The sequence below is a fragment of the Mycobacterium kyogaense genome, assembly GCF_003254575.1.
Lineage (GTDB): Bacteria > Actinomycetota > Actinomycetes > Mycobacteriales > Mycobacteriaceae > Mycobacterium > Mycobacterium kyogaense.
In genome coordinates this window covers 51,404-77,559 of sequence record NZ_QJUA01000009.1, presented here as the reverse complement: position 1 = coordinate 77,559, position 26,156 = coordinate 51,404, and the positions used below count along the sequence as shown (strand labels likewise).

The following is a 26,156-nucleotide window of genomic DNA, read 5'->3' as shown; positions in this document are numbered from 1 at the left end:
CCGTGAGCCACGACTGGACCGACAACCGTAAGAACCTGATGCTCTTCTCGGGTCGGGCGCACCCCGAACTCGCAGAGCAGGTCGCCAAGGAACTCGACGTGCCGGTCACAGCGCAGACCGCACGCGACTTCGCCAACGGCGAGATCTTCGTCCGCTTCGACGAGTCCGTGCGCGGCAGTGACGCCTTCGTGCTGCAGAGCCATCCCGCGCCGCTGAACACGTGGCTGATGGAACAGCTGATCATGATCGACGCGCTCAAGCGCGGAAGCGCCAAGCGGATCACCGCGATCCTGCCGTTCTATCCCTATGCGCGCCAGGACAAGAAGCACCGCGGCCGTGAGCCCATCTCCGCGCGCCTGGTCGCCGACCTGTACAAGACCGCCGGCGCCGACCGGATCGTCACGGTCGACCTACACACCGATCAGATCCAGGGCTTCTTCGACGGCCCGGTGGACCACATGCGGGCGCAGAAGCTGCTGTGCGGGTACATCGCGGAGAACTACGCCGACCACGACATGGTGGTCGTCTCTCCGGACTCCGGCCGCGTGCGTGTCGCCGAGAAGTGGGCCGACAGCCTCGGCGGTGTGCCGCTCGCCTTCATCCACAAGACCCGCGACCCGTTGGTGCCCAACCAGGTCAAGTCGAACCGCGTCGTCGGTGACGTCCGCGGCAAGACGTGCATCCTCACCGACGACATGATCGACACCGGCGGCACCATCGCCGGCGCGGTCAGGCTCCTCAAGGAGGACGGCGCGGGCGACGTCATCATCGCCGCCACCCACGGGGTGCTCTCGGACCCCGCCCGCGAGCGGCTGGCCGCCAGCGGTGCTCGCGAAGTCATCGTCACCAACACGCTGCCCATCGGCGACGACAAGATGTTCCCGCAGCTGACCGTGCTGTCCATCGCCCCGCTGCTGGCCAACACGATCCGGGCGGTCTTCGAAAACGGCTCGGTGACAGGGCTTTTCGACGGATCGGCATGAGCGCACGCATCCTGCACAATCCGCGATGCACCACGTCGCGCAAGGCTCTGGAACTGTTGCGCGAGGGCGGCATCGAACCCGAGGTCGTGCTCTACCTCAAGAACCCGCCGTCGCGCAGCGAGCTGACGGCGATGATCTCCGACGCAGGCATCGACGTCCGCGCGGCTGTGCGCACCCGTGAATCGCTCTACACCGAACTCGGCCTGGCCTCGGCGTCCGACGACGAGCTGCTCGACGCGATGGTCGAGCACCCGATCCTGATCGAGCGGCCGTTCGTCGTGACCGGCAAGGGAACTCGGCTGGCCCGGCCGCTGGAGCGCGTTCGCGAGATCCTGTGAGCGCCCGACAGGTGTTCGCCGCAGCCGCCGCAACGCTGACTCTGGCCGCATGCGCACCGGAAGCTCCCGACTACCAAGCGGTCTGGTCGACGACGAGCTCGCCCAGCCCGTCCCCGCAGGCGTCGAATCCGTCGGCGAACCCTTCTGGGGCGCCGGTACCGATCGCCGCGTTCCTCGAGCAGAACGGGGTGACCGGGCAACCCGTCGCCTTCAACAAGGTGACCGACCTGACGGTGACGATGCCGACCCCACCCGGCTGGCATCCCTACCAGAACACCAACCTCTCACCCGGTACCCGGATGATCGTCAAGGGCGACACCTACCCGACCGCGATGCTCATTATGTTCGAGCTGACCGGCAATTTCGACATCGCCCAGGCGCTCACCCACGCCAACGTCGACGCGCAGATGAGCCAGAACTTCCGTCAGCTCGACGCCTCCACGGCGGACTTCGGCGGCTTCCCATCGTCGATGATCGAAGGCAGCTACGACCTCAACGAATCGCGGATGCACAGCTACAACCGCATCGTCATCGCCACCGGGGCCGCCCCGAAGAAGCAGCGCTACCTGATCCAGTTCACCGTCACGGGATACGCCGAGAAGGCAGCCGAGGAGGCCGGCGACATCGAAGCCGTCATCAGGGGCTTCACGGTGAAGGTGCCCACCCCGCCGGCGCGCTGAGCGCCTCTTTACAGTGATGCCATGAGCGACTGGACCGCAGCTGACCTGCCCTCCTTCGCCGGCCGCACGGTGATCGTCACGGGCGCCAACAGCGGACTGGGCCTGGTGACCGCCCGTGAACTCGCCCGGGCCGGCGCACGCACCATCCTCGCGGTGCGCAACGTCGACAAGGGGCGGGACGCGACGGCTCAGATGGCCGGCGACGTCGAGGTGCGCCGACTCGATCTGCAGGACCTGTCGTCGGTGAAAGCCTTCGCCGACGGCGTCTCCGGGGCCGACGTGCTGGTCAACAACGCCGGGATCATGGCTGTGCCGTACGCGCTGACCGTCGACGGGTTCGAAAGCCAGATCGGCACCAACCACCTGGGCCATTTCGCGCTGACCAACCTTCTGCTGCCTCGGCTCACCGACCGGGTGGTCACGGTGTCGTCGTTCATGCACGTCTTCGGCTACCTCAGCCTGTCCGATCTGAACTGGAAGTCCCGGCCGTACCTCGCATGGCCCGCCTACGGCGCGTCGAAGCTGGCGAATCTGCTGTTCACCAGTGAGCTCCAGCGCAGACTCACCGCTGCCGGCTCCCCGGTCCGCGCGCTGGCCGCCCACCCGGGCTACTCGGCGACCAACCTGCAGGGCCACACCGGCAACCGATTCGGTAGCCGGATCTGGGACGCGGGCAACAAATTCTTCGCCACCGACGCCGACTTCGGTGCGCGACAGACGCTCTACGCGGTCGCGCAGGATGTGCCCGGCGACACGTTCGTCGGCCCCCGGTTCTCGATGCGCGGCCCCACCGGGGCGCACTGGCGCACCCCGCTGGCAAGCAGCAGCGCAAAGGCCGCCGGCCTGTGGACGCTCTCCGAGCAGCTCACCGGGGTGGAATTTCCGCTCTAGCCAAGTGCTGGGCTACCCTGGTCGACGCATCACGGCGAGGGTGGTCTGCCAGACCGCCGTTATCGACGGGACCGAGCACGTTTTCGTTCGCGTCGCCCTGGCCGTGTCCGACACCACCGGCACAGGAGTACCGAACATGGCGAAGAACGCCCCCAACAATCTGACCGCTCAGGTCCGCAGCACCACCGGCAAGGGCGCCTCGCGTCGCGCCCGCCGTGAAGGTCGCGTCCCGGTGGTGCTCTACGGCCACGGCACCGACCCGCAGCACCTCGAGCTCGACAGCCACGACTTCGCCGCCGTGCTGCGCAACGCCGGCACCAACGCCGTGCTGACGCTCGACATCGCCGGCACGGAGCAGCTCGCGCTGACCAAGTCGCTGGAGATCCACCCGATCCGCCGCAACATCCAGCACGCCGACCTGCTCGTGGTGCGCCGCGGCGAGAAGGTGACCGTCGAGGTCAACGTCGTCGTCGAAGGCGAAGCCGCCCCCGGCACGCTGGTCACCCAGGAATCCAACGCCCTCGAGATCGAGGCCGACGTCCAGTCGATCCCCGAGCAGCTCACCGTGTCGGTCGAAGGCGCCGAAGAGGGCACCCAGATCCTCGCCGGCCAGGTCGAGCTGCCCTCCGGCGTGACGCTGGTGTCCGACCCCGAGCTGCTGGTCGTCAACGTCATCACCGCGCCGACCGAGGAAGAGCTCGAGGCCGAGGGCGGCGGCGAGTCGCTCGAAGAGCAGGCCGAAGAGGCTGAGGCAGAGGCCGACGGCGAGGGCGGCGAGGACGCGCCCGCCGACGGCGACTCCGAGTAGTCGTCGACATGGCCGAACCCCTGTTGGTGGTCGGCCTGGGCAATCCGGGTCCGCAGTACGCACTGACCCGGCACAACCTCGGTTTCCTCGTCCTCGACGTGCTCGCCGACCGCATCGGCGAGACGTTCAAGGTGCACAAGAAATCCGGGGCCGACGTGGCCACCGGGCGGCTGGCCGGCCGCCCGGTGGTGCTGGCCAAGCCGCGCGTGTACATGAACGAATCCGGGCGCCAGGTCGGTCCGTTGGCCAAGTTCTATTCGGTGCCGGCTCGCGACGTGATCATCGTGCACGACGAACTGGACATCGACTTCGGTCGCATCCGGCTCAAGTACGGCGGCGGCGTGGCCGGCCACAATGGACTGCGATCAGTCGGTTCGGCGTTGAGCACCAACGATTTCCATCGGGTACGGGTCGGTATCGGCAAGCCGCCGGGCCGGCAGTCGGGGGCGTCCTTCGTCCTGGAACCGTTCAACGCCCGCGAGCGGCCAGAGGTCGCCGTGATCTGTGAGCAGGCCGCCGACGCGGTCGAGCTGCTGATCGCCCAAGGGCTCGAGCCGGCGCAGAACGTGGTGCACGCCTGGGCGTGACCGCTACCAGGTCAGGACGATTCCCGACCGGTTGTTGTTCCGTGGAATCTGGTCGGCCACATTGGGTGCCCGCGTTCCCGGCACCGACTTGATCGAGACACTGCCGTTGGTCTCGCACCGCACGATGCTCCCGGCCTCGTGGCAAGTCGGCTGCGCATCGGCGAACGGGGCCGTCGTCAGCGCAGTCCCACCCGCGATCAGCGCCGCCAGCAGGGACTTCACACATCGGCTCATGGCTGCCTTCCTGACTGAAAATGTCACTTGCGCAATGGTTCTGCTCACGGACACGAGGACGCCAGAACCTGGGCACTCGGATCGAGCGTCAGATTCGCCGCCGTGACATGCCGGAATGCGTCGTCGCGAGCCGCCTCGACGGTGGGGCCGGAGCCGCCCGACACCACGCCGCTGCCGTCGTCGGCTCCGACCGACACGATGCAGAACACGTCGTTGGTCTGCTCATCGCTGCTGCACTGTTCGGCGCCGGCACTCTGGCAGGCGGCGATGACGGCCGCGGAGGCCAGGTCGTTTGTCGGGCCCGTCGCTGTGAAGCCGATCAACATCCCGTCACGGACACCGGATCCGACCGCTCTGGACACCACGCCGGAGTCCACCACGCCTCCGGGACCACCGGCCCATGCCGGCGGAGCAAGCGCGAACAGGCAGGACAGCACAACCGTCAGACAACGGACCCACGCCATCGTTCCTCCTCCAGTACAGCGCCTCGAGCTAGAGAGTGAGCCTGGTCGAGAGGGCTCCATTCAACTCCCTCTGCGGCACTCGCGCGGCCATACTGCGCTATTCGGGCACACCGCGAATACCGCTGCCGACGTGCTTGACCGGCTTGTGCGGGAAACGTTTGAGCGCGTGCTCCTCGGCCGCCGAGCCCGGGAGCACGTAGAGCGTCTCTTGCTTCTCCTGCAACGGCTTGAGCACCACGTCCATGAACGCTTTGCGATCGTCGAGGTAGGGCTCGATGACCTCCTCCCCCGCCGGACACACGGCCAGGCAGTAGGCGGCCTTGTAGTTCGCCTTGAAGGAGAGGCTCTGCCACATCGAGGCGTTCTCGGAATCGCTGACGCGAGAGCGGAATTCCTCGCCGTCCGCGCTGTCGGCGACGGTCTGCACCCAGTCGGTGAACCCGCCCATGAACTCGCGATAGTTGTGCACCGAGCATGCGATGAAGTCGAACTCCCCGTTCTTCTTGATCGCCCCGACCGGGCACGCGGCCACGCACAGCTTGCACTCAAGACACGGTGAATAGTCGAGCGGCACATCGTATTCGGTGATCTCCGAGGCGACCACGATGGTGCCGAGCAGGATGAAGTTGCCGAAGCGCGGATGGATGACGTTGCGGTGGATTCCCATCACGCCCATCCCGGCGGCGACCGCGACGGGCTTGTGCGCCACCACCCAGATACGCCCCGGGTAGCGATCCATCTCCATCGGAAACGTCGCCGAGGGGTTGATCACCCGATGACCCGCGTCCTGCAGCACCCGGGTGATGCGGTGGGCGGCCTCGTTCATGATTTCGCCGCTGCGGTGGAACTCCTGGTTGGCGACGCTGCGCGCGGTGGAGCGCACGTTGTCGCGGTTCATCTTCACCACCAGCGACAGATAGCTGACCGCGCCTGGCAGCGCGGCTTCGACGTGCTCGACTTCAGAGGCCAGCGCCGGGTTGTCGACACGGGCGAAACCGACGTCGTCGACGCCGGCCTCCCGACAGACCGCGCGTAACCAGTCGGCGTCGATCACCCCCGGCGGTTGCGACGGCCGCTCCTGGACCGCCCGCACGGTCGGGTGGGCGGCCAGGCGTGGCGGCAACTTCTGCACCATGCTGAGTATGGTACATAATACTCAGATGTGAAGGTCAGTCAGTGGTGCGGCGCCGATAGGCAGCGAGGGCGAAGGGCGCGAACACCGCGGTCAGCGCGAGTGACCAGAGAACCGTCGCCAGGACCGGATGATGCAGCGGCAGTTGAGCATCCGGCGCCGCCGGACCACCGTTGCCCCACAGTTCTCGCATCGCCTGCGCCAACGACGACACCGGGTTCCACTCGGCGATGACACGCAGCCAGTGCGGCATCGGTTCGGTGGGGACGAACGTGTTCGCCAGGAACGTCACCGGGAACAGCACCGTGAACATCACTCCGTTCACCGCCTCCACAGTCCGCATCAACGACCCGACGAGGATGCCGAACCAGATCATGCCGAAGCCGAACACCAGGATCAGCGCGAAGGCCAGCACCGCCTCGGCGATGCTGCCGCGGATGCGCCAGCCGATGGCCAGACCGGTCAAGGCCATCACCACCACCCCCAGCGACGAATGCATCAGGCTCGCGACGCTGCGCCCGATCAACACCGAGGACCGGGATATCGGCAGGGATCGAAAGCGGTCGATGATGCCCTTCTCGACATCGGCGGTGATGCCCGAGGCGACCACGAACGCCGAGAAGACGATGGTCTGCGCCTGGATGCCGGGCAGCAGGAACTCGCGGTAGGACGCCCCGCCGGTGTTGGTGATCGAGGCACCGAACACGAACGCGAACAACAGGACGAACATGATCGGCTGCGCGGTGACGTCACTGAGCATCTCCGGCATGCGTTTGGTGTGGATCATATTGCGTTTCACCATGATCCACGACTGCTGCACTATGTTGATGGGATACGTCGGGACCGCGTCGGTGCGGACTCTCGGGTGCTCGGTGTCCAGCGCGGTCATGCGCCGACCTCCTCGGATTCGTCGGTACGGTGGCCGGTCAGGTTGAGGAAGACGTCATCGAGGCTGGGCCGGGACAATCCGATGTCGTCGACGCCGATGCCGCTGTCGCGCAGCCAGCCGGCGACGGCGATCATGTCGTCGAGACCGTCCGCCGAGGCCGTCAACCGGCGAGCGCCCGCGTCCACGTGCACCTCGGCACCGGTGCGCTGCAACAACTCCTGGGCGGAGGTGAGATCCGCGGCGTCGCCGACGGTGACGACCAGACTGGCCCGCCCCGCCTGCTGCTTGAGCTGCAGCGGCGAGCCCTCGGCGATGATGCGGCCCCGGTCGATCACCACGATGTTGTCGGCAAGTTGATCGGCCTCTTCGAGATACTGCGTGGTCAGCAGCAGCGTGGTGCCGCCGGCGACCAACTCCCGCAGCACGTCCCACAATTCGCTGCGGCTGCGGGGGTCCAGTCCGGTGGTCGGCTCGTCGAGGAACAGCACGGGCGGCGAGGCCAGCAGGCTGACCGCCAGGTCGAGGCGACGGCGCATCCCGCCCGAATAGGACTTCACCACCCGGTCGCCGGCGTCGCTGAGCGAGAACTGGTGCAGAAGTTGGTCACCCAGCTTGTCGAGCGCTTTGCGGCGGATGCCGTACAGCCCGCCGATCATCCGGATGTTCTCCCGGCCGGTGAGCAGCTCGTCCACGGTCGCCACCTGTCCGGTGAGCCCCACGTGACGGCGGACCTGATCCGGCTGGGTCCGTACGTCGTATCCGGCGACGCGCGCCGTACCGCTGGTGGGCTCGGTCAGCGTCGTCATCATGCGGACCGTGGTGGTCTTGCCGGCACCATTGGGGCCCAGCAGGCCGAGGACGGTGCCAGGTGGTACCGCGAAGCTGACGCCGCCCACCGCGGTGTTCTCGCCGAAGCGCTTCACCAGCTCGATGGCTTCGATGGCCGATTCCATACCCCGACGGTATCCGCGAGGGCCGACATCCGGCCAATGCTTTTGGCCGCGCGGTCGCCTAGGTGACGAGCGAAACCGACGTCGAGCGGCGCAGCTTGCCCGACGACGTCTTCGGGATGCTGCCCGGGCCCAGCACGACGACGTTGCGCGGACGCATCTCGACCTCGGCGACGACCTCGTGCGCAACCTGGTGCTCGATGCGGCGCACCTCGGCCGGGTCCTGCCAGGCGTTGGACTCCACGGCCACGGCGAACGTCTCGCGTGAGTGGCCGGCATCCAGGCGCACGGCGACCGCACATCCCGGGCGCACGCCCTCGACACGTCCGGCGGCCCGCTCGATGTCGGTCGGGTAGATGTTGCGGCCGGCCATGATGATGACGTCCTTGACGCGACCACACACCACGACGTGGCCGTCCTCGGTCATGTAGCCGAGGTCGCCGGTGTCGTACCAGCCGTGCTCGTCCTGGGCAGGGATGAACCCACCCATCGTCATGTAGCCCGGCGTCACGCACTCTCCGCGCAGCTCGATGACACCGACCCCGCGGGGCGGCATCACGTTGCCGTGGTCGTCGATGACGCGGGCTTCCAGGTCCGTCAGCAGCGGGCCGAGGTCGGCCAGCCGCTTGGTGTTGCCCTTGGTCGCCGGCACGGCGCGGCGCAGCGCGGCGAGCAGGTCGGCGTCGACCTCGTCGACCACGAGACCCGCGTCGCACGGCGAGAACGACACGGCAAGACAGGTCTCGGCCATGCCGTAGGCCGGCAGGATTGCCGACGCCTTGAGCCCGAACGGCTTGCCGGCATCGATGAGGTCTTCGACGTCACCCGGCTCGACGGGTTCGGCACCCGAGAGCGCGAACCGTAGCGTCGACAGGTCGAAGTCGCCTTCCTTGGCCTGCCGGCGCAGGCGCTTGGCCAGCAGCGCGTAGGCGAAGTTGGGCGCCGCGGTCATCGTGCCCTTGTACTTGTCGATGAGCTTGGCCCACAGCAGCGTGTCCCGCAGGAAGTCCATCGGCGTGACCTTGACCAGCTCGGCGCCGAAGTACATCGGGATGGTCAGGAAGCCGACCATGCCCATGTCGTGGAAGCAGGGCAGCCAGCTGACCATGACGTCCTTCTCGACGTCGTACTGCGCGCCGATGAACATCGCCTCGGCGTTGGAATGGATGTTGCGGTGGGTGATCTGCACGGCCTTGGGCGAGCCGGTCGAACCCGACGTCAGCTGCATCAAAGCCAGTTCGTCCTCGTCGACCTCGATGGGGTCGATGGGGTCGGCTGCGAGGAGGTCGGTGACCGTGAGGACGGTGACGCCCTTCTGCTCCAAAACCGGGATCGCCACGATGAAGGGATCGGAGACGATCACGGCCTTGGCCTCGATCATGCTGATCACGTTCATGGTGTCCTCGGCCCACATCACCAGATCGGTGCGGGGCGTGGGCTGGTGCAGCATCGTCAGACTGGCGCCGCGCATCCACAGGCCCTGGGCGGTCGGTGCGATCTCCACCGGGAGGCCCGCGAGGACGCCCACGGCGTCGCCGCGGCCCACTCCGGCGGCCGCGAGGCCACCGGCGATGCGCCGCGCACGCTCATGAACCTCACCCCAGGTGTGGCGCACCGGCTCGTGCGGCTCGCCGGTGACCATGCCCCGGCTGCTCGTGCGGGCGTTGCGGTACATCTTCTCGGTGAATCTGCTCACGACGACCTCCTCGCCGACATCTGCGCGTGTGCACATGCCCGTTTGCCATGTTCCGCCTGTTGAGCGGCCTTTTCATGCAGGCGCGCACACATTAAGGCAGCGGTTGTGTCTCGAATCGGTGATGGTCCGTTCCGACGATGCGCACGGCGGACAACAGCTCGGCCGCAACCATCAGGCCCTCCGCCGATGACGACGGGGGAACTGAATGCGTCCACTGCTCGACCGCTAGCTCTCACCGTCGCTCATCTTAAAAGACTCTTAAGTAACTGCCAAACGGGTGTCGAGTTTGAGGGATTCGTCACACACTCGTGATCGCGCAACGGTCAGGCCGACGGCGTCGCGCTGGGGACCACCCGCGCGCCGTGCACAGGCCCGCTGGCCACCCGCACCGTCCGGCACACCCCGGCCCCGGCCAGCTCCGTACCGACGTCGACGGCCGCCCCGGCGGACGCGCACAGGAACGCACACGTGGGTCCCGAACCGGACACCACGCCGGCCAGCGCGCCCGCTTCCACGCCGGCCCGCAGGGTGCGACGCAACCCCGGGTCCAACGTCAACGCCGCCGGCTGCAGATCGTTGCCGAGAAGCGGGGCCAACGCGGCGGGGTCTCCCGTGGCCAGCGCCGCAAGCACCGGTTCAGCGGACTCCAGCCGGGCCGGCAGGCTGTGGTCCTGCGCATCGCGCAACCGGTCGATCTCACCGAACACCCGCGCTGTGGACAGCCCACCGTCGGCGAAGGCGAGCACCCAGTGAAACGTGTTGCGGGTCAACACCGTTGCCAGCTCCTCGCCCCGGCCGGTGCCCAGCGCCGTGCCGCCGTGCAGGGCGAACGGGACGTCGGAGCCCAGCTGGGCGGCGAGTGCGTGCAGATCGCGGCGCGGCACACCCAACTCCCACAGCTCGTTCATCGCGACCAGCACGGCCGCGGCGTCGGCGCTGCCGCCGGCCATCCCGCCGGCGACCGGAATCGTCTTCTCGATCGCGATCGCGACGTCGGGTGCGCGTCCGACGTGCTCGGCCATCAGCTCGGCCGCCCGCCAGGCGAGGTTGCGCTCGTCGGTCGGCAGCGAGTCCGCACCCTCCCCGCTGATCTCCAGACTCAGCACATCGGCGGTCGTGACCGTGACCTCGTCGAGCAGCGAGACGGCATGGAACACCGTCGACAACTCGTGATACCCGTCGGGGCGGCGGTCGCCGACCTCCAGGTACAGGTTGACCTTGCCGGGGACCCGGACCGTGACCGAACCGGTGGGAACCCACTCGGGGGCGGTATTGCCGTCGCGCGCGGACACCGCACGACCCTAACGCCGCGGCAAACCGTGAGTGAACCCTAGTCTGGGAAGGTGCTTTCGCCGGGCGATCGCTTCGAGGGCTACATCGTGGACGCGGTGGTGGGGCGCGGAGGCACGGCGACCGTCTACCGGGCGCGCGAGATCCGACCTCCCGAGCGCACCGTCGCACTCAAGTTGCTCACCGACCGTCCCCCCCGCCCGGACGACTCGACCAGGCTGGACCGCGAGTTCGCCCTCGGCCGCAGGCTCGCCCACCCGCACATCGCGGCAGTGATCGCGCACGGGCCGGGCTGGCTGGCGATGGAATTCCTCGCGGGCGGTCCCATCACGAACCTCCCGGTGCGGTCCGATCGCCTCGCTGCCTTGGCCCAGATCGCCGACGCGCTGGATTACCTCCACGGCCAGGGCGTGGTGCACTGCGACGTCAAGCCCGCGAACATGCTGCTGCGTGCGAGCTTCGTCGACGACGGGGCGGCGCTCGCCGACTTCGGCTCGGCGCGCGGACTCGGTGAGGTGGCCCCGCTGCACACCACGCGGGTGACAGCGTCGCTGCCGTACTCGGCGCCCGAACTGCTGCTCGGTCGCCCCGTCGGGGCGGCCACCGACGAGTACGCCCTGGTGTGCAGCGCCGTCGAACTGCTGACCGGCGCACCGCCGTTCACCGCGGCGACCACGATGGGTCTCACGGCAGCACAACTGGCCAGCCCGACACCGCGGTTGTCCCGCCACATCGCCTGGCTACCGCACGCTTTCGACTCCATCGTCGCCAAGGCGCTGGCGAAGCAGCCTGAAGCGCGGTACTCCACCTGCGCTGAACCGGTCGCGCTGATTACCCGTCTACTCCGCCCGTGAAACCTGAAAATCATTCCCGCGCTTCGTAACCGACGCTTAACGTCAGCGAATTCCGGCGTGACACAGTGGCGCTAGCGTGCCGTCCATGACTGCCGTGCAGTACGACAATTCAGCCCTTGCCCACGAGGAAGAGGGCTACCACAAGGGACTCAAACCGCGCCAGCTCCAGATGATCGCGATCGGCGGAGCAATCGGCACCGGCCTCTTCATGGGCGCCGGTGGCCGACTCAACTCCGCCGGCCCAGGCCTGTTCCTGGTCTACGCCGTATGCGGCGTGTTCGTCTTCTTCATCCTGCGCGCCCTCGGCGAGCTCGTGCTGCACCGTCCGTCGTCAGGGTCGTTCGTCTCGTACGCGCGCGAATTCCTCGGCGAGAAAGCGGCTTTCGTCGCCGGTTGGATGTATTTCTTCAACTGGGCGTGCACGTCGATCGTCGACGTCACCGCGATCGCGCTCTACATGCACTACTGGGGCGCGTTCAAGGCGATGCCGCAGTGGACGATCGCCCTCATCGCGCTGGTGATCGTGCTCGCGGTGAACATGATCTCGGTCAAGGTGTTCGGGGAGATGGAGTTCTGGGCAGCGCTGATCAAGGTCATCGCGCTGGTCACCTTCCTGGTCGTCGGCATCGTCTTCCTCGCCGGCCGCTTCGACATCGAGGGGCAACCGACGGGCATGTCGGTGATCTCGGACAGCGGCGGGATCCTGCCGACCGGCGCGCTGGCTCTGGTTCTCGTCACCTCCGGCGTCATCTTCGCTTATGCCGCAGTGGAATTGGTGGGGACAGCCGCGGGCGAGACCGAGAACCCGGCGAAGGTGATGCCGAAGGCCATCAACTCGGTGGTGTTCCGTATCGCGATCTTCTACGTCGGTTCACTGATTCTGCTGGCCCTCATGCTGCCCTACACCTCGTACAAGCAGGGCGAAAGTCCGTTCGTCACGTTCTTCTCCAAGATCGGTGTGCCTGCGGCCGGGGACATCATGAACTTCGTCGTGCTGACCGCGGCGATGTCGAGCCTCAATGCGGGCCTGTACTCCACGGGCCGCATCCTGCGCTCGATGTCGCTGAACGGCAGCGCCCCTCAGTTCACCTCCCGCATGACCAAGCGGGGTGTGCCGTTCGCCGGTATCGCGCTGACCGCGGTGTTCACCGTGGTCGGGGTGTTCCTCAATCTCGTCGTGCCCGCGGAGGCATTCAACATCGCACTCGATCTCTCGGCGCTGGGCATCATCGCGTCCTGGGCCACGATCGTGATCTGCCAGATCCAGCTCTACCGCTGGTCGAAGAAGGGCATCCTCGAGCGACCGTCGTTCCGGCTGTGGGGTACGCCCTACACGAGCTACGCGACCCTGGTGTTCCTGTTCGCCGTCACGGCACTGATGTGCTACGAGAACTACTGGAACCTGGTGGCGCTGGTCGTGCTGGTGCCCACGCTGATCGTCGGCTGGTTCCTGGTACGCACACGAGTGATGGACATCGCGCGTGAGCGCATCGGAATCACGGGCAACTACCCGATCGCCGCGCAGACACCGTTGATGGACGAGTACCTGGAACGCGACAATCCGAAGGTGCAGTCCGACAACGGCCGGGACGGCCAGGACACCCCTTAGGAGGTGACCTGAGCCCCCAGTTCATCGGAGGTGGCCTCGGCGGTGACAGCCGGGGCCGCCTTCGGGACGATGTGCCAATCCGCATTGCGCTGCAGCAGCCGCACGAAATCCGCGATGGCCAACGTCTCGCCCCGCCGCGACGGGTCGATGCTCGCTGCCAGCAGGCGGCTCGCAGACTCGTTGCCCGAGCCCGCCCATTCGGCGAATGCGTTGCGCGCGGTCTTGCGACGCTGCGCGAACGCGACGTCGACGAGCTCGAACACCTGCTGACGGAACTCGGTGTCGGTGGGCCACGGCGAGGTTTCGTAGCGGTCGATCCGGACCAGTCCGGAGTAGACGCGAGGGATGGGCCAGAACACGGTGGGCGACACCATGCCGTAGCGGCGCACGTTTCCGAAGAACCGGACCTTGGCGCTGGGCACCCCGTAGTCCTTGCCGCCCGGCTCCGCGGCGAGGCGCTCGGCGACCTCCGCCTGCACCATCACCATCACGGTGCGGATGGACGGGAACTCCGCGAGCAGGTGCAACAGTGCAGGTACAGCAACGTTGTAGGGCAGATTCGCGACCAACGCGGTGGGTTCGTCGTCGAGATCCTCGCGGCGGAACGTGAGGATGTCGCGGTTGAGCACACGCAGCCGGTTGATCTCGCTGTGCGAGTGGTCGGCGATCGTGTTGGGCAGCTGCTCGGCCAGCACGGGATCGATTTCCACGGCCGTCACCCGGGAGCCCCGGTCGAGCAGAGCGAGGGTCAGCGACCCGAGGCCGGGACCGACTTCCAGCACGTGATCGTTGCGGTTCACGCCGGACGCGGACACGATCCGCCGCACCGTGTTGGCGTCGTGGACGAAGTTCTGACCGAACGACTTCCGGGGACGGAAATCTATCGACTTTGCCAAGTGACGAATCTCAGTTCGCCCGAGCAGCCGAATTGTCATGACGCACCGATCCTTCCACTACAGACCGGCCACGCACCCCAACCCTGGCGCGCCCTGGTCACTTCAGCAATTGCGATCTGCTCTTCTCTCGTTGCCAGATCTGCACGCTGAGCATACCTCAGACCCCCGTTGCGCTCCCAGGTGTTTTGATCAAATTGGACACCACCGAAAAATCCGTTGCCTGTATTGATCGCCCAATTACCTCCGGCTTCGCACCGAGCGAGGGCATCCCACTGACCCGGGCTCGACACCGCGGGCACCTCGGTTCCCGGCTTCGCACCGATACGAAGCACGCCGTCACGGGCCGGAACAACGATGACATTGGCTACTGGCATTCTGCCCGTTTCGATGCCGTTGACGCGGGCGACTGCGAACGTGACGTCCTGGCTGCCCGGCATTCCGGGATCCTCCACGACCTGGCGGCTCATGTTGAGCGTGACGTCGGGAATCTGCTGATTGTTGGGGGCGAGCGGAAGCCGCTCGGTGACCTTCTCGATGCGCACCCGGGTGACCGTGATCCGCATGCCGTCGACAATGGCAGCCGAGGGTGCTGGATTCACGATGTCGCTTTGCTGAAGCGGCGCCCCGGCGGCGTCGAGCAGCGCCGCGACATTCGGCGCCGCGAGTCGCACGGTACGCACCGCGCCACCGTCGTCGAGCTGAACTGTTTTGGGGCTCACCACAGGTAGCGCCATGCCGCCGAGAGGCACGCGGCTTCCACGGGACGCGGCCAGCGGCGCCTTGTCCGTCATCCGCAGCTGCGCGAGCGCCTCCTGCACCGTCGACGCCGTGGTCCACACCTGCTCGGTTCCGCCACCGTCGGTCGAGATCTCGAGCGGGCGACTGCGCCGCAAAACGATGGTGTCCGACTGGTGGACCGGCGTGTCGGCAGCCGGGAACAGGTCGTCGCGCTCCCCGACATCGAAGCCGTTTTCCTTGACGACGTCGATGACACGGCTCTTCATCGTCGGCACGGTCATCGACGCGCCGTCCACCGAGAGCGTCACGGTTTTGTGCATCGCCACCGCCGCGCTTCCCGCGAAAATCAGCGCCAGCAAAGTCGCCAAGACCAGCGCCCGCAGAATGGGCGAGCGCGTCTGATGAAGTCTGGTGATGGCATTCACGATGTCGTCGACCCCAACTTCTTCGACGCGCGCAGATCCTGTACGCGCGTTCTGTATCACGAGACGGTAACGAATAGGCCTATGCGCGGCAACTTTGCAGGCCGTAGACACGCTCCGCCGTCACCGAACTGTCATCGGCGACCACTTCCGGCGCCCGGCCGAGGAGCTCAGCCAGCGCACGAACAGTGTAAGGGAGGCAGTAGGGCTCATTTGGCGCGCCGCGGAACGGGTGCGGAGTCAGGAAGGGCGCGTCCGTCTCGACCAGCAGCTGGTCGGCGGGGATCAGCGCGGCGGCTTCCCGCAGCGCATGCGCGTTTTTGAAGCTCACCGTGCCCGACAGACTCAACAGCCAGCCCTCGTCGATGCAGGCCCGCGCCATCTCCGCGTCCGAGGAAAAACAGTGGAAGATCACACTCTCGGGCGCACCCTCGGCCCGCAGCACGTCGAGTACCTCGGCATCGGCGTCCCTGTTGTGGATCATCAGAGGCTTGCCCACGCGCTTGGCGAGGTCGATGTGCCAGGCGAACGCCTCGCGCTGCACCGCGGGCTCGGCGCATCCCTCCAGACGCCCCGGCCAGTACAGGTCCAGCCCCGTCTCCCCGATCGCCACGACGCGGGGGTGCCGAGCCAGCGTCTCGAGCTCCGCTCGCGCGTCCCCGGTCAGCGCTGCGGCGCGGGTGGGATGCAATGCGACCGCGGCGTAGACCCGCGGATCCCAGTCGGCGGCGTCGACGGCCCACCGCGCCGAGTCCAGATCGTCGGCGATGGTCACCGCGGCGCGCAGCCCGACGCTCTCGGCCCGGTCGAGGATGGTCCGCACATCGTCGGCCGTACGCGCGCCGCAAGCGTCGAGATGGGTGTGCGCATCGATCAGCGGCGCCAGGGGCTCAGGAAGCGGCGGCGGCTCACGCCGCTGTCGGGAGGAGGAGCTCACTGTCCACACCTTAGGGTGAACCACAAATGAGCGAGCCTTACTACATCACGACGGCGATCGCCTACCCCAACGGTGACCCGCACGTCGGACACGCGTACGAATACATCGCCACCGACGCCATCGCCCGCTTCAAGCGGCTGGACGGCTTCGACGTCCGCTTCCTGACCGGCACCGACGTGCACGGACTGAAGATGGCCGAGACCGCCGCGCGCGAAGGCGTGCCGACCGTCGAGCTCGCGCGGCGCAACTCCGACGTCTTCGAGAACCTGCAACGCAAGCTCAACGTCTCGTTCGACCGCTTCATCCGGACCAGCGACGCCGACCACTACGAGGCGTCCAAGGCGATCTGGCGTCGCATGGTCGATGCCGGCGACGTCTACCTGGACAAGTACGCGGGCTGGTATTCGGTGCGCGACGAACGCTTCTTCGCCGAGAACGAGACCGTGCTCGGCGACGACGGGGTCCGTACGTCCATCGAGACCGGCACGCCGGTGACATGGACCGAAGAAGAGACCTACTTCTTCCGCCTGTCCGCGTACGCGGACAGGCTGCTCGCGCTGTACGCCGAGCACCCGGAGTTCATCGAGCCGGACGTGCGGCGCAACGAGATCGTCAGCTTCGTCTCCGGCGGGCTGCGCGACCTGTCCATCTCGCGGACGACGTTCGACTGGGGCGTTCCGGTACCCGACCACCCCGACCACGTGATGTACGTGTGGGTCGACGCGCTGACCAACTACCTGACCGGAGTCGGTTTCCCCGACACCGACTCCGAGCTCTTCCGCCGCTACTGGCCGGCGGACCTTCACATGATCGGCAAGGACATCATCCGGTTCCACACGGTGTACTGGCCGGCGTTCCTGATGTCGGCGGGCATCGAGCTGCCGAAGAAGGTCTTCGCGCACGGCTTCCTGTTCAACCGCGGCGAGAAGATGAGCAAGTCGGTGGGCAACGTGGTCGATCCTCACGATCTGGTCGACTCGTTCGGTGTCGACCAGGTGCGCTACTTCCTGCTCCGCGAAGTGCCCTTCGGCCAGGACGGCAGCTACAGCGAGGATGGCATCATCGCCCGCATCAACGCCGATCTGGCCAACGAGTTCGGCAACCTGGCGCAGCGCTCCCTGTCGATGGTCGCCAAGAACCTCGACGGCGTGGTGCCCGAACCGGGTGAATTCACCCCCGAGGATCTCGAGCTGCTCGCCGCGGCCGACGGACTCCTCGAGCGGGTGCGCGGGCACTACGGCGCGACGGCCATGCACCTGGCGCTGGAGGCGATCTGGTCGGTGCTCGGCGCGGCCAACCGGTACTTCTCGGCCCAGGAGCCTTGGGTGTTGCGCAAGACGGATCAGCAGCGCTTCGCGACGGTGCTCTACACCACGCTCGAGGTGGTCCGCATCGCGACGCTGCTCAGCCAGCCCGTGATGCCGGAGTCGATGGCGCGGTTGCTCGACCTGTTGGGGCAGCGCGCCGACCAGCGCGCCTTCACGGCGGTGCCGGTCCGGCTGTCCCCCGGACTGGCCCTGCCGGCCCCCAGCGGGGTCTTTCCCCGCTACCAGACCGAGGAGAAGACGTCAGACAAGGTGTGATACGCATCACGTCGTGTCACACGGAGGCGGTCGTCGGTGTCTGGAGGTCACAAGCCCCCGGACCAAGGAGACAACATGACCGATCCTCAGCCCCGCGTCGTCGTGATCGGCGGCGGTTACGCCGGAGTGATGGCCGCCAACCGGTTGGCGTCACGTGACGATCTGGCGGTGACCCTGGTGAACCCGCGCCCGCAGTTCGTGGAGCGGATCCGGCTGCACCAATTGGCCGCCGGAAACCACGATGCGGTGGTGCCGTACGACCGCGTACTCAACGGCGGCGTGCGCGTCCTGGTCGACAGCGTCACACGCATCGACGCCGCCACGCGCACCCTCACGCTCGCCTCGGGCCTCGAATCGGGCACGGCACTGGAGTACGACCACCTCGTCTACGCCGCGGGCAGCACCGGCGCGGCTCCAGCGGCGGTGCCGGGCGCAGCCGAGTTCGCCTACCCGATCAGCGAATGGGAACAGGCCGACGCCCTGCGCCATCGGCTGGCCGACGTGGCGCTGCCCGCACCGATCGTCGTGGTCGGCGCGGGCCTGACCGGCATCGAGGCGGCGGCCGAACTCGCCGAGGCCGGGCGGTCCGTCACCGTGGTCAGCACCCAGGTCGGACCGTCGCTGAGCCGGCCCGGTCGCCGCTCGGTGACCAAACGCCTCAACAAGCTGGGTGTGACGATGCTCGAGGGCGAGGGGGCCTCGGTCACCGCCGTCGGGCCCGATCACGTGGTCCTCGCCGACGGCCGCCGGCTCAGGAGTGCGGCGACGGTGTGGAGCGCCGGCTTCGGCGTGCCCGCGCTGGCCACGATCAGCGGCCTGACGACCGACGGCATGGGACGGCTCGTCACCGACGAGACCTGCACCAGCGTCGACGACGACCGGATCGTCGGCGCCGGCGACGCCGCCGCACCGTCACGGCAGCCCTACCGAATGAGCTGCCAGGCGAGCCTGCCGATGGGTGTTCTGGCCGCCGACACCGTGCTCGCTCGGCTGGCGGGAGAGCAGCCCGCGCCACGTTCGGTGCCGATGACCGCGCAGTGCATCAGCCTCGGCCGGGACGCGGGCACCCTGCAGCTGCAGCGCAGGGACGACACCCCCGTGCCCGTGTACGTCGGAGGGCGTGCCGGCGCGTTCATCAAGGAGCAGGTCTGCCGGTGGACGGTGAAGTGGATGGCCGGCGAAGCCGCCGAGCCCGGCTCCTACCGTTCGCTGAAGGGGCCCGAGCGGATTGCCGGCCCCGCCCCCGAGGCGGTGGGCAGCCGGTGAGCGAGCACGCCGAACGGTTCACCGCGCTGCGGCCGCTACTGTTCACGATCGCCTACGAAATCCTGGGCAGTGCAACAGAATCCGACGACGTGCTGCAGGAGAGCTACCTGCGGTGGGCGCAGGTCGAGCTGAGCGGGGTGGCCGACACCAAGGCCTACCTCGCCCAGCTCGTCACCCGGCAGGCGCTCAACGCGCTGCGCGCCCAGTCCCGGCGCAAGGAGACCTACGTCGGCCCCTGGCTGCCCGAGCCGCTGCTGACCGAGGCCGACCCGTCCGCGGATGTGGTGCTCGCCGAATCGGTGTCGATGGCGATGCTGGTGGTGTTGGAGACGCTGCGCCCCGACGAGCGTGCGGTCTTCGTGCTGCGGGAGGTCTTCGGATTCGACCACGACGAGATCGCCACGACGATCGGGAAGTCGACGGCCGCGGTGCGACAGATGGCCCACCGTGCACGCCAGCACGTGCAGTCCCGCCGTAAACGGTTCGAACCTGTCGACCCGCACTACTCCGCGGAGCTGACCACTCGGTTCTTCACCGCCGCGGCGACCGGTGATCTCGAGGGGCTGATGGCCATGCTCAGCCCCGACGTCGTGTGGACCGCCGACAGCGACGGCAAGGTGAGTGCGGCGCGCCGGCCCGTCGCCGGAGCCGAACGCGTCGCCCGCTTGGTGATGGGCCTGGTGCGGCTCGGCGGACCGGAGGCCCGCGTCGAGCCCGCCGTGTACAACAACACGCCGGCGCTGGTCCTCTACACCGGCGAGCGGCTCGAGGGCGTGGTGCTGATCGAGGTGAGCGACGGCAAGATCGCGAACTTCTACGCGATGCGCAACCCCGAGAAGCTCGCCACCGTGATGGTGCCGCGGCGCATCGGCCGATAATGAGCCGGTGCGTATCGACCGGCTCGGCAGCCTCGGCGCCGCCCCGTCGGTCCTGAGCGCCCTGGCGGTCGCCGCAACGCGGCGGGGGCTGGCGCCGCCGGCCGCCCTGATCGGCGACTGGTTCGGCTCACGTGCGGTGATCGCGCCGAGCGTGGACGTGTCTGCCGTGCCGGCCGGTGGCGCCTTCGACGTGGCGGTCGGGACCCGCGCTGACGGCCCCGTGGGCGGCGGCTGGTTCGGCTACCTGTCCTACCCCGACCCGGGCGCCGACGGGTGCGGACCGCGACTGCCCGAGGCCGCCGGTGGATGGTCGGACTGCGTGCTGCGATGCGCTGCCGATGGCACCTGGTGGTACGAAAGCCTCAGTGGCGCACCGGTTTCTGAGTGGGTGCTCGAGACCTTGCAGGTGGCGCCGGCGCCGCGGGCGGCGACGGTGACCTGGCGGGCTCCGGACCGGGAGACGCACCAGCGCGGGGTGCGGGCCTGCCTGGGGGCGATCGCCGCGGGCGAGGTCTACCAGGCGTGCGTGTGCACACAGTTCCGCGGCACGCTGCAGGGCGAGCCGGTGGACTTCTTCGCCGACGCGGTGGCGCGCACGGCGCCCGCGCGAGCGGCGTACCTGTCCGGCACGTGGGGCGCCGTCGCGTCGCTGTCTCCTGAGCTGTTCCTGCGCCGCTGCGGCGAGACCGTGACGTCGAGCCCGATCAAGGGCACGCTGCCCCGGCACGCCGACCCCGCCGCACTACGCGCGTCGGTCAAAGACGTCGCCGAGAACATCATGATCGTCGACCTGGTCCGCAACGATCTGGGCCGGGTCGCCCGCACCGGGACGGTCGTCGTTCCCGAACTGCTCGCCGTCCGTCCGGCGCCGGGAGTTTGGCACCTGGTGTCGACGGTGACGGCGCAGGTTCCCCTCGACGTGCCGCATGCCGCGATCCTGGCCGCGACGTTCCCACCGGCCTCGGTCACGGGGACGCCGAAGACGCGAGCCCGCGAGCTGCTGCAGCAGTGGGAGCCGCATCGTCGCGGAATATATTGCGGGACAATAGGTTTGGCCTCGCCCATGGCCGGCTGCGAGTTGAACGTCGCCATCCGCACCGTGGAGTTCACGCCCAGCGGCGACGCAGTGTTGGGCGTCGGTGGCGGCATCACCGCCGATTCTGATCCTCTCCGCGAGTGGGAGGAGTGCCTGCACAAGGCGGCGCCGATCGTGGGTGATCAGGCGCGGGAGCGCAGCACCGCGTCGTAGAGCTCCCGGCGCGACGGCGCGCCGGGATGCGCCGCCACCACCCGGGCGCAGGCGTCCTTGACCCGCAGCCCGTCGTCGTCGACCAACCGGTTCACCTCCGCGACGAGAGCCTCCGGGTCGGCCGTCGGCGTCGCCCCCGCGAGCACCACCGTGATCTCCCCGAGCACCGGGCCGGTGGCCCACTCGGCGAGCTCGCCGAGTGGGCCTCGCACGATCTCCTCGTGCGTCTTGGTCAGCTCCCGGCAGACCACGGCGCGTCGCTGCGGACCCAGCACCTCGACCGCATCGGCCAGGCACTCCCCCAGCCGGCGCGGAGACTCGAAGAACACACAGGTGCGCAGCTCGTTCGCCAGACTCTGCAGCCACGTCGCACGCGCCGCCTTTTTGCGTGGCGCGAACCCCTCGAAGCAGAACCGCTCCGACGGCAGCCCGGCCACCGCGAGCGCGGTCGTCACCGCGGACGGCCCCGGTAGGCAGTGCACCGGCAGGCCGGCGTCCACGCACGCGGCCACCATCCGATAGCCGGGGTCGCTGATGAGCGGCATGCCGGCATCGCTGACCAGGAGCACCGTCGCGCCGCCTCGGATGTCGTCGAGCAGCGCGGGCACCCGGGACGCCTCGTTCTGGTCGTACAGGCTGACGATGCGCCCAGCGGGACGCACCTCCAGTGCGGTCGCGAGCGTCCGAACCCGCCGGGTGTCCTCGGCGGCGACCACATCCGCGCTGGCCAGCGCACGGATCAACCGGTTCGAGGCGTCCGACGGCTGGCCCAGCGGCGTGGCGCCGATGAGCAGTCGTCCGGCGGTCATGCCCAACAGCCTACGATCGCAGGCGTGACCGCCCCGCCCGACGAGCTCGTTGTCGCGCGCCGTGCGGTCCCCGTGGTCTCTCCCGGGCCGCTGGTCCCGGTGGCCGATTTCGGGCCGCTGGACCGGTACCGCGGCTGGGCGATGACACTGGTGATCACCGCGCTGGCCGCGGTGACACGCTTTCTGAACCTCGGCTCCCCCACGGACGCCGGCACGCCGATCTTCGACGAGAAGCATTACGCGCCCCAAGCCTGGCAGATGCTGCACAACCACGGCGTCGAGGACAACCCCGGCTACGGCCTGGTGGTGCACCCGCCCGTCGGCAAACAGATGATCGCCCTGGGCGAAGCGCTGTTCGGCTACACCGGGGTGGGCTGGCGGTTCACCGGGGCACTGTTCGGCGTCGTCATGGTGCTGCTGGTCGTGCGGATCACCCGGCGGATCAGCCGCTCCACGCTGGTCGGCGGCATCGCCGGGCTGCTGCTGATCGCCGACGGCGTGTCGTTCGTGATCGCGCGCACCGCGCTGCTGGACATCTTCCTGGTGTTCTTCGTCGTCGCCGCGTTCGGATGCCTGATCGTCGACCGCGACCAGGTGCGGGAACGCATGCACATCGCCCTGATGGCCGGCCGGGTCAGCGAGACGCGCTGGGGTCCGCGGCTGGGCGTGCGATGGTGGCGCTTCGGTGCGGGCGTGCTGTTGGGCCTGGCCTGCGCGACCAAGTGGTCGGGGCTGTATTTCGTGCTGTTCTTCGGGGTAATGAGCGTCGCGTTCGACGTCGCGGCCCGCAAGCAGTACCGGGTGCAGCGGCCGTGGCTCGGGACGCTGCGCCGCGATGTCGGACCGTCGCTCTACGCGCTGGTGGCCATCCCCTTCAGCGTGTACCTGGCGTCGTATGCGATGTGGTTCGCGTCCGAAACCGGGGTGAACCGCTACGAGGTCGGGCGCTCGATCGGGCCCGACAGCGTGCTCCCGCTACCGGACGCGATCCGCTCCCTCTGGCACTACACGTACGCGGCGTTCCGGTTTCACAGCGGGCTGACCAACGCCGACGGCAACCACCACCCGTGGGAGTCCAAGCCGTGGACGTGGCCGATGTCGCTGCGCCCGGTGCTGTATGCGATCGACAACCAGGACATCCCCGGCTGCGGGGCCCAGTCATGTGTGAAAGCCGTGATGCTCGTCGGCACACCGGCGATGTGGTTCCTCGCCGTCCCCGTGCTGGTGTGGGTGCTGTGGCGTGCCTTCGTCAAGCGCGACTGGCGCTACGGCGTGCTGCTGGTCGGCTACGGCGCGGGCTTCCTGCCGTGGTTCGCCGACATCGACCGGCAGATGTACTTCTTCTACGCCGCGACCATGGCGCCGTTCCTCGTCATGATGATCGCGATGATCCTCGGCGACATCCTGCACGCGCCGAGACAGAACGCCGAACGACGCACCCTGGGCCTGCTCGTGGTGAGTTGCTATGTGGCGCTGGTCATCACGAACTTCGCCTGGCTCTACCCGGTGCTGACGGGGCTGCCGATCTCGCAGGGCACGTGGAACATGCAGATCTGGCTACCGTCCTGGCGCTAGCCTCCGCGAAAGTGCTCTGACAGTTGCGCTGAGGCGGGTCGAGCTACCGCTGAGGCACTCTCGCGATCAGAGCGGGTCGCGGGCCGCCGGGCACGACATGCAGCGGGGCCCGCCGCGGCCGGTACCGAGTTCCGACGCCGCGATGGCAAGCACCTCGATACCTGAATCCCGCAGCCGCGCATTGGTTTCGGTGTTGCGCTCGTAGGCGACCACCACGCCGGGCGCCAACGCCAGCGTGTTGTTGCCGTCATCCCACTGCTCACGTTCAGCGGTCACCGGATCGAGGCCGGTGTCGATGACCCGCAGCTTCCCGATGCCCATCGCATCGGCGGCGACGTCGACGAACGGTGCGGCGCGGTCGATGCGCACGCCGCCCGCGGACTGGCGGATCGGGAACGCGGTCAGCGAGTCGACGATGTTGGGATACATCACCACGGCATCGGTGTCGACCATCGTGCACACGGTGTCCAGATGCATCTGCGCCCGCTCCTGCGCGATGGGCACCGCGAGCACGGTGTGCGCCAGCCCGTCATCGAACAGGCTGCGCGCCAACGCTTCTGCACCCGCCGGCGTGGTGCGCTCGCCCACCCCGACGGCGACGACGCCGGGCCCGAGCAACAGCACGTCGCCGCCTTCGACCGGGGCCGAACGGGACTCGTAGGCGCGGCGCACCCCGAGGAAGCGAGGGTGGTGGGCGTAGATCAGATCGGTCAGCGACGTCTCCCGCACCCGCGCGTGCATCGACAGCGACGTGATGGCCACCCGCGGCCCGATCCAGAACGACGAATCGCGGGTGAACAACAGGTTGGGCAGCGGGTCGATGACGAAATCCCCGCCGTGGTGCATGCGGCGCACCAGGGACAGCTCGTTCTCCCCGAACGGCAGCTCGTCGAACGTCATGCCAGCCATCAGCACGTGGGCCAGCGCCGCGGCGTCCAGTGTCCGTAGGTACATCGAGAGTTCTTGGGCCAGAGGCGCTCCCAGCCGTCGTGCGTCGACGGCCGCCGAGATGCCGTGCATCCGGGCCGCGCCACTGTGGGCGAGCGCCTGGCTCAGCAGATCGCCCAGTAGGAGCACCTCGACCCCGCGCGAACGGAGCAGATCGGCGAACGCATCATGTTCTTCCTGCGCTCGGCCGACCCAGGGCAGCCCGTCGAACAGCAGGGTGTCGTTGTTGCGCGGTGTCAGCCGTTTCAGCTCCGCGCCGGGCCGGTGCAGGATCACCGTCCGAAGCGTGCCGACCTCCGAGTTGCACCCGAGCACTGGCTCTGTCACAACTAGCACCGTAGCGGGAAAGCGACCTCAACTAGGGTTTACCTATGACCAGGGCGCAAGAGCTCACACCGGGTGAGATGTCGGTGCGCAGCGGCGTGGCGGTCTCGGCGCTGCACTTCTACGAACGCGAGGGCCTGATCTCGTGCCGTCGTACGAGCGGCAATCAGCGCCGCTATGCGAGGGAGACCCTGCGCCGGGTGGCGTTCATCCGGATGTCGCAGCGGCTCGGCATTCCGCTGGCACGCATCCGCGAGGCGCTGGCCACCCTGCCGACCGACCGGACGCCGACGAGCAAGGACTGGGCGCGGCTGTCGGCGGGCTGGCGAGACGACCTGGACCAGCGCATCGTGCACCTCGAGCGACTCCGCGACAACCTCGCCGGCTGCATCGGGTGCGGCTGCCTGTCACTGAAGACGTGCACGCTCGCCAACCCCGACGACATGCTGGCCGCCCAGGGTCCCGGCGCCGCACGCCTGTAGACACGGTCGAACGTCTGTGCGATAAGGTGGCTGCCATGGAGCAGGCGGTGCAGAGCTCTCTGTTCGACCAGGCCGACCGGCGCGAGCTCGGCAACGGGGCGTGGCTGGAAGTGCGCTCCGGCTGGCTCGCGCAGGACGGCGCCGACGACGCAGCGCTCTTCGGTGAGCTGCGCGAGGCGATCCCGTGGCGTTCCGAGCGTCGTCAGATGTACGACCGCGTGCTCGACGTACCGCGGCTGGTCAGCTTCCACCACCTGCTGGACGAGCCGGCACCCCATCCCCGCCTCAAGCAACTCCGGCGGCGGCTCAACGACGCCTACGCCGGCGAGTTGGGCGAACCGTTCGTCACCGCCGGGCTCTGCCTGTACCGCGACGGCAACGACAGCGTCGCATGGCACGGCGACAACATCGGCCGCAGCCGCACCGACGACACCATGGTCGCCATCGTCGGACTCGGCGCGACGCGGGTGTTCGCGTTGCGTCCACGCGGCGGCGGAGCGTCGCTGCGCATCCGTCACGGGCACGGCGACCTGCTGGTGATGGGCGGCTCCTGCCAGCGCACGTGGGAGCACGCGATCCCGAAGACCACTCGGCCGACCGGCCCCCGGATCAGCATCCAGTTCCGGCCGCACGACGTGCGTTAG

27 protein-coding genes are annotated in these 26,156 nt (G+C 68.2%); 15 read left to right on the top strand and 12 right to left on the bottom strand.

Features of this window, described 5'->3' with window-relative positions; translation table 11 throughout:
• The first annotated feature begins 2 nt into the window (after positions 1-2).
• The 6 genes from DMB80_RS09280 to pth all read left to right on the top strand — a co-directional run bounded on the left by DMB80_RS09280 (position 3) and on the right by pth (position 4,287).
• A complete protein-coding gene (locus DMB80_RS09280) occupies positions 3-983 on the top strand; it encodes a ribose-phosphate diphosphokinase (protein ID WP_046361835.1) in 981 nt (326 codons plus the stop codon).
• Complete coding sequence (arsC, locus tag DMB80_RS09275) at positions 980-1,321, top strand: arsenate reductase (glutaredoxin) (RefSeq protein WP_111509581.1); 342 nt, start codon at positions 980-982, stop codon at positions 1,319-1,321. Before DMB80_RS09280 ends, arsC begins: the two co-directional genes overlap by 4 nt.
• On the top strand, positions 1,318-2,001 hold the full coding sequence (locus DMB80_RS09270) for an LpqN/LpqT family lipoprotein (RefSeq protein WP_420812159.1): 684 nt from the start codon (positions 1,318-1,320) through the stop codon (positions 1,999-2,001). Before arsC ends, DMB80_RS09270 begins: the two co-directional genes overlap by 4 nt.
• 21 nt (positions 2,002-2,022) lie before the next feature.
• Positions 2,023-2,892, top strand: a complete 870-nt coding sequence (locus DMB80_RS09265; protein WP_111509579.1) for an oxidoreductase — start codon at positions 2,023-2,025, stop codon at positions 2,890-2,892.
• Positions 2,893-3,028: 136 nt separating this feature from the next.
• Positions 3,029-3,700, top strand: coding sequence for a 50S ribosomal protein L25/general stress protein Ctc (locus tag DMB80_RS09260; RefSeq protein ID WP_111509647.1), 672 nt, complete (start codon positions 3,029-3,031; stop codon positions 3,698-3,700).
• Between the two features lie 8 nt (positions 3,701-3,708).
• Complete coding sequence (gene pth / locus DMB80_RS09255) at positions 3,709-4,287, top strand: aminoacyl-tRNA hydrolase (RefSeq protein WP_073683333.1); 579 nt, start codon at positions 3,709-3,711, stop codon at positions 4,285-4,287.
• 3 nt (positions 4,288-4,290) lie between these two features.
• On the opposite strand, the gene DMB80_RS09250 is transcribed toward pth, so the two are convergent.
• The 7 genes from DMB80_RS09250 to DMB80_RS09220 all read right to left on the bottom strand — a co-directional run bounded on the left by DMB80_RS09250 (position 4,291) and on the right by DMB80_RS09220 (position 10,944).
• Positions 4,291-4,521 carry a hypothetical protein gene (locus DMB80_RS09250; RefSeq protein WP_111509578.1) on the bottom strand — a complete coding sequence of 77 codons (231 nt, stop codon included), beginning with the start codon at positions 4,519-4,521 and terminating at the stop codon, positions 4,291-4,293.
• A 44-nt stretch (positions 4,522-4,565) separates the two neighbouring features.
• The gene (locus DMB80_RS09245) at positions 4,566-4,985 is read right to left on the bottom strand and encodes a hypothetical protein (protein ID WP_111509577.1); all 420 of its coding nucleotides are present in this window, start codon (positions 4,983-4,985) and stop codon (positions 4,566-4,568) included.
• A gap of 97 nt (positions 4,986-5,082) precedes the next feature.
• The gene (locus DMB80_RS09240; protein WP_111509576.1) at positions 5,083-6,120 is read right to left on the bottom strand and encodes an epoxyqueuosine reductase; all 1,038 of its coding nucleotides are present in this window, start codon (positions 6,118-6,120) and stop codon (positions 5,083-5,085) included.
• A gap of 34 nt (positions 6,121-6,154) precedes the next feature.
• The gene (locus DMB80_RS09235) at positions 6,155-7,006 is read right to left on the bottom strand and encodes an ABC transporter permease (protein WP_111509575.1); all 852 of its coding nucleotides are present in this window, start codon (positions 7,004-7,006) and stop codon (positions 6,155-6,157) included.
• Positions 7,003-7,959, bottom strand: a complete 957-nt coding sequence (locus DMB80_RS09230; protein WP_111509574.1) for an ATP-binding cassette domain-containing protein — start codon at positions 7,957-7,959, stop codon at positions 7,003-7,005. Before DMB80_RS09230 ends, DMB80_RS09235 begins: the two co-directional genes overlap by 4 nt.
• Positions 7,960-8,017: 58 nt before the next feature.
• On the bottom strand, positions 8,018-9,652 hold the full coding sequence (locus tag DMB80_RS09225; RefSeq protein WP_111509646.1) for a fatty acyl-AMP ligase: 1,635 nt from the start codon (positions 9,650-9,652) through the stop codon (positions 8,018-8,020).
• A gap of 323 nt (positions 9,653-9,975) precedes the next feature.
• Positions 9,976-10,944, bottom strand: coding sequence for a 4-(cytidine 5'-diphospho)-2-C-methyl-D-erythritol kinase (locus tag DMB80_RS09220; RefSeq protein ID WP_111509573.1), 969 nt, complete (start codon positions 10,942-10,944; stop codon positions 9,976-9,978).
• 51 nt (positions 10,945-10,995) lie between these two features.
• Here DMB80_RS09220 and DMB80_RS09215 point away from each other — a divergent pair, with 51 nt between their 5' ends.
• Together DMB80_RS09215 and DMB80_RS09210 are read left to right on the top strand one after the other, a co-directional pair.
• Positions 10,996-11,796 carry a serine/threonine-protein kinase gene (locus tag DMB80_RS09215; RefSeq protein WP_111509572.1) on the top strand — a complete coding sequence of 267 codons (801 nt, stop codon included), beginning with the start codon at positions 10,996-10,998 and terminating at the stop codon, positions 11,794-11,796.
• Between the two features lie 85 nt (positions 11,797-11,881).
• The gene (locus DMB80_RS09210; protein ID WP_111509571.1) at positions 11,882-13,405 is read left to right on the top strand and encodes an amino acid permease; all 1,524 of its coding nucleotides are present in this window, start codon (positions 11,882-11,884) and stop codon (positions 13,403-13,405) included.
• Here DMB80_RS09210 and rsmA read toward each other — a convergent pair.
• The 3 genes from rsmA to DMB80_RS09195 all read right to left on the bottom strand — a co-directional run bounded on the left by rsmA (position 13,402) and on the right by DMB80_RS09195 (position 16,407).
• A complete protein-coding gene (rsmA, locus tag DMB80_RS09205) occupies positions 13,402-14,340 on the bottom strand; it encodes a 16S rRNA (adenine(1518)-N(6)/adenine(1519)-N(6))-dimethyltransferase RsmA (RefSeq protein WP_046361847.1) in 939 nt (312 codons plus the stop codon). The genes DMB80_RS09210 and rsmA overlap by 4 nt on opposite strands.
• On the bottom strand, positions 14,337-15,464 hold the full coding sequence (locus DMB80_RS09200) for a resuscitation-promoting factor (protein WP_111509570.1): 1,128 nt from the start codon (positions 15,462-15,464) through the stop codon (positions 14,337-14,339). The genes rsmA and DMB80_RS09200 overlap by 4 nt, the downstream gene beginning before the upstream one ends.
• A gap of 79 nt (positions 15,465-15,543) precedes the next feature.
• Positions 15,544-16,407 carry a TatD family hydrolase gene (locus DMB80_RS09195; protein WP_111509569.1) on the bottom strand — a complete coding sequence of 288 codons (864 nt, stop codon included), beginning with the start codon at positions 16,405-16,407 and terminating at the stop codon, positions 15,544-15,546.
• Positions 16,408-16,424: 17 nt separating this feature from the next.
• On the opposite strand from DMB80_RS09195, the gene metG reads away from it, so the two are divergent.
• From metG to DMB80_RS09175, 4 genes are all read left to right on the top strand, one after another.
• Positions 16,425-17,981 (top strand): methionine--tRNA ligase, encoded by a 1,557-nt coding sequence (metG, locus tag DMB80_RS09190; protein WP_111509568.1) that lies wholly within the window; start codon positions 16,425-16,427, stop codon positions 17,979-17,981.
• Positions 17,982-18,056: 75 nt separating this feature from the next.
• Positions 18,057-19,247 (top strand): NAD(P)/FAD-dependent oxidoreductase, encoded by a 1,191-nt coding sequence (locus DMB80_RS09185; protein WP_111509567.1) that lies wholly within the window; start codon positions 18,057-18,059, stop codon positions 19,245-19,247.
• Entirely contained in the window at positions 19,244-20,125 is an 882-nt protein-coding gene (locus DMB80_RS09180) for an RNA polymerase sigma-70 factor (RefSeq protein WP_111509566.1), read from the top strand. Before DMB80_RS09185 ends, DMB80_RS09180 begins: the two co-directional genes overlap by 4 nt.
• A gap of 7 nt (positions 20,126-20,132) precedes the next feature.
• Positions 20,133-21,374 (top strand): aminodeoxychorismate synthase component I, encoded by a 1,242-nt coding sequence (locus tag DMB80_RS09175; protein ID WP_111509565.1) that lies wholly within the window; start codon positions 20,133-20,135, stop codon positions 21,372-21,374.
• On the opposite strand, the gene rsmI is transcribed toward DMB80_RS09175, so the two are convergent.
• Positions 21,344-22,183 (bottom strand): 16S rRNA (cytidine(1402)-2'-O)-methyltransferase, encoded by an 840-nt coding sequence (gene rsmI / locus DMB80_RS09170; RefSeq protein WP_111509564.1) that lies wholly within the window; start codon positions 22,181-22,183, stop codon positions 21,344-21,346. The genes DMB80_RS09175 and rsmI overlap by 31 nt on opposite strands.
• Before the next feature lie 24 nt (positions 22,184-22,207).
• Between rsmI and DMB80_RS09165 the strand changes: the two genes are divergently transcribed.
• Positions 22,208-23,758, top strand: a complete 1,551-nt coding sequence (locus DMB80_RS09165) for a dolichyl-phosphate-mannose--protein mannosyltransferase (RefSeq protein WP_111509563.1) — start codon at positions 22,208-22,210, stop codon at positions 23,756-23,758.
• A gap of 66 nt (positions 23,759-23,824) precedes the next feature.
• Here the strand turns inward: DMB80_RS09165 and arcA are convergent, their stop codons facing one another.
• Positions 23,825-25,033, bottom strand: a complete 1,209-nt coding sequence (arcA, locus tag DMB80_RS09160) for an arginine deiminase (RefSeq protein ID WP_111509562.1) — start codon at positions 25,031-25,033, stop codon at positions 23,825-23,827.
• 44 nt (positions 25,034-25,077) lie between these two features.
• Here arcA and soxR point away from each other — a divergent pair, with 44 nt between their 5' ends.
• Positions 25,078-25,512, top strand: a complete 435-nt coding sequence (gene soxR / locus DMB80_RS09155; protein WP_046361857.1) for a redox-sensitive transcriptional activator SoxR — start codon at positions 25,078-25,080, stop codon at positions 25,510-25,512.
• A 35-nt stretch (positions 25,513-25,547) separates the two neighbouring features.
• Entirely contained in the window at positions 25,548-26,156 is a 609-nt protein-coding gene (locus DMB80_RS09150; protein WP_111509561.1) for an alpha-ketoglutarate-dependent dioxygenase AlkB, read from the top strand.

Excerpts from the sequence above, each read along its gene's own strand:
- arsC (WP_111509581.1), top strand. The coding sequence starts at position 980 with ATGAGCGCACGCATCCTGCACAATCCGCGATGCACCACGTCGCGCAAG.
- DMB80_RS09265 (WP_111509579.1), top strand. The coding sequence starts at position 2,023 with ATGAGCGACTGGACCGCAGCTGACCTGCCCTCCTTCGCCGGCCGCACG.
- DMB80_RS09260 (WP_111509647.1), top strand. The coding sequence starts at position 3,029 with ATGGCGAAGAACGCCCCCAACAATCTGACCGCTCAGGTCCGCAGCACC.
- pth (WP_073683333.1), top strand. The coding sequence starts at position 3,709 with ATGGCCGAACCCCTGTTGGTGGTCGGCCTGGGCAATCCGGGTCCGCAG.
- DMB80_RS09250 (WP_111509578.1), bottom strand. The coding sequence starts at position 4,521 with ATGAGCCGATGTGTGAAGTCCCTGCTGGCGGCGCTGATCGCGGGTGGG.
- DMB80_RS09245 (WP_111509577.1), bottom strand. The coding sequence starts at position 4,985 with ATGGCGTGGGTCCGTTGTCTGACGGTTGTGCTGTCCTGCCTGTTCGCG.
- DMB80_RS09240 (WP_111509576.1), bottom strand. The coding sequence starts at position 6,120 with ATGGTGCAGAAGTTGCCGCCACGCCTGGCCGCCCACCCGACCGTGCGG.
- DMB80_RS09235 (WP_111509575.1), bottom strand. The coding sequence starts at position 7,006 with ATGACCGCGCTGGACACCGAGCACCCGAGAGTCCGCACCGACGCGGTC.
- DMB80_RS09230 (WP_111509574.1), bottom strand. The coding sequence starts at position 7,959 with ATGGAATCGGCCATCGAAGCCATCGAGCTGGTGAAGCGCTTCGGCGAG.
- DMB80_RS09210 (WP_111509571.1), top strand. The coding sequence starts at position 11,882 with ATGACTGCCGTGCAGTACGACAATTCAGCCCTTGCCCACGAGGAAGAG.
- rsmA (WP_046361847.1), bottom strand. The coding sequence starts at position 14,340 with ATGACAATTCGGCTGCTCGGGCGAACTGAGATTCGTCACTTGGCAAAG.
- metG (WP_111509568.1), top strand. The coding sequence starts at position 16,425 with ATGAGCGAGCCTTACTACATCACGACGGCGATCGCCTACCCCAACGGT.
- DMB80_RS09185 (WP_111509567.1), top strand. The coding sequence starts at position 18,057 with ATGACCGATCCTCAGCCCCGCGTCGTCGTGATCGGCGGCGGTTACGCC.
- rsmI (WP_111509564.1), bottom strand. The coding sequence starts at position 22,183 with ATGACCGCCGGACGACTGCTCATCGGCGCCACGCCGCTGGGCCAGCCG.
- soxR (WP_046361857.1), top strand. The coding sequence starts at position 25,078 with ATGACCAGGGCGCAAGAGCTCACACCGGGTGAGATGTCGGTGCGCAGC.
- DMB80_RS09150 (WP_111509561.1), top strand. The coding sequence starts at position 25,548 with ATGGAGCAGGCGGTGCAGAGCTCTCTGTTCGACCAGGCCGACCGGCGC.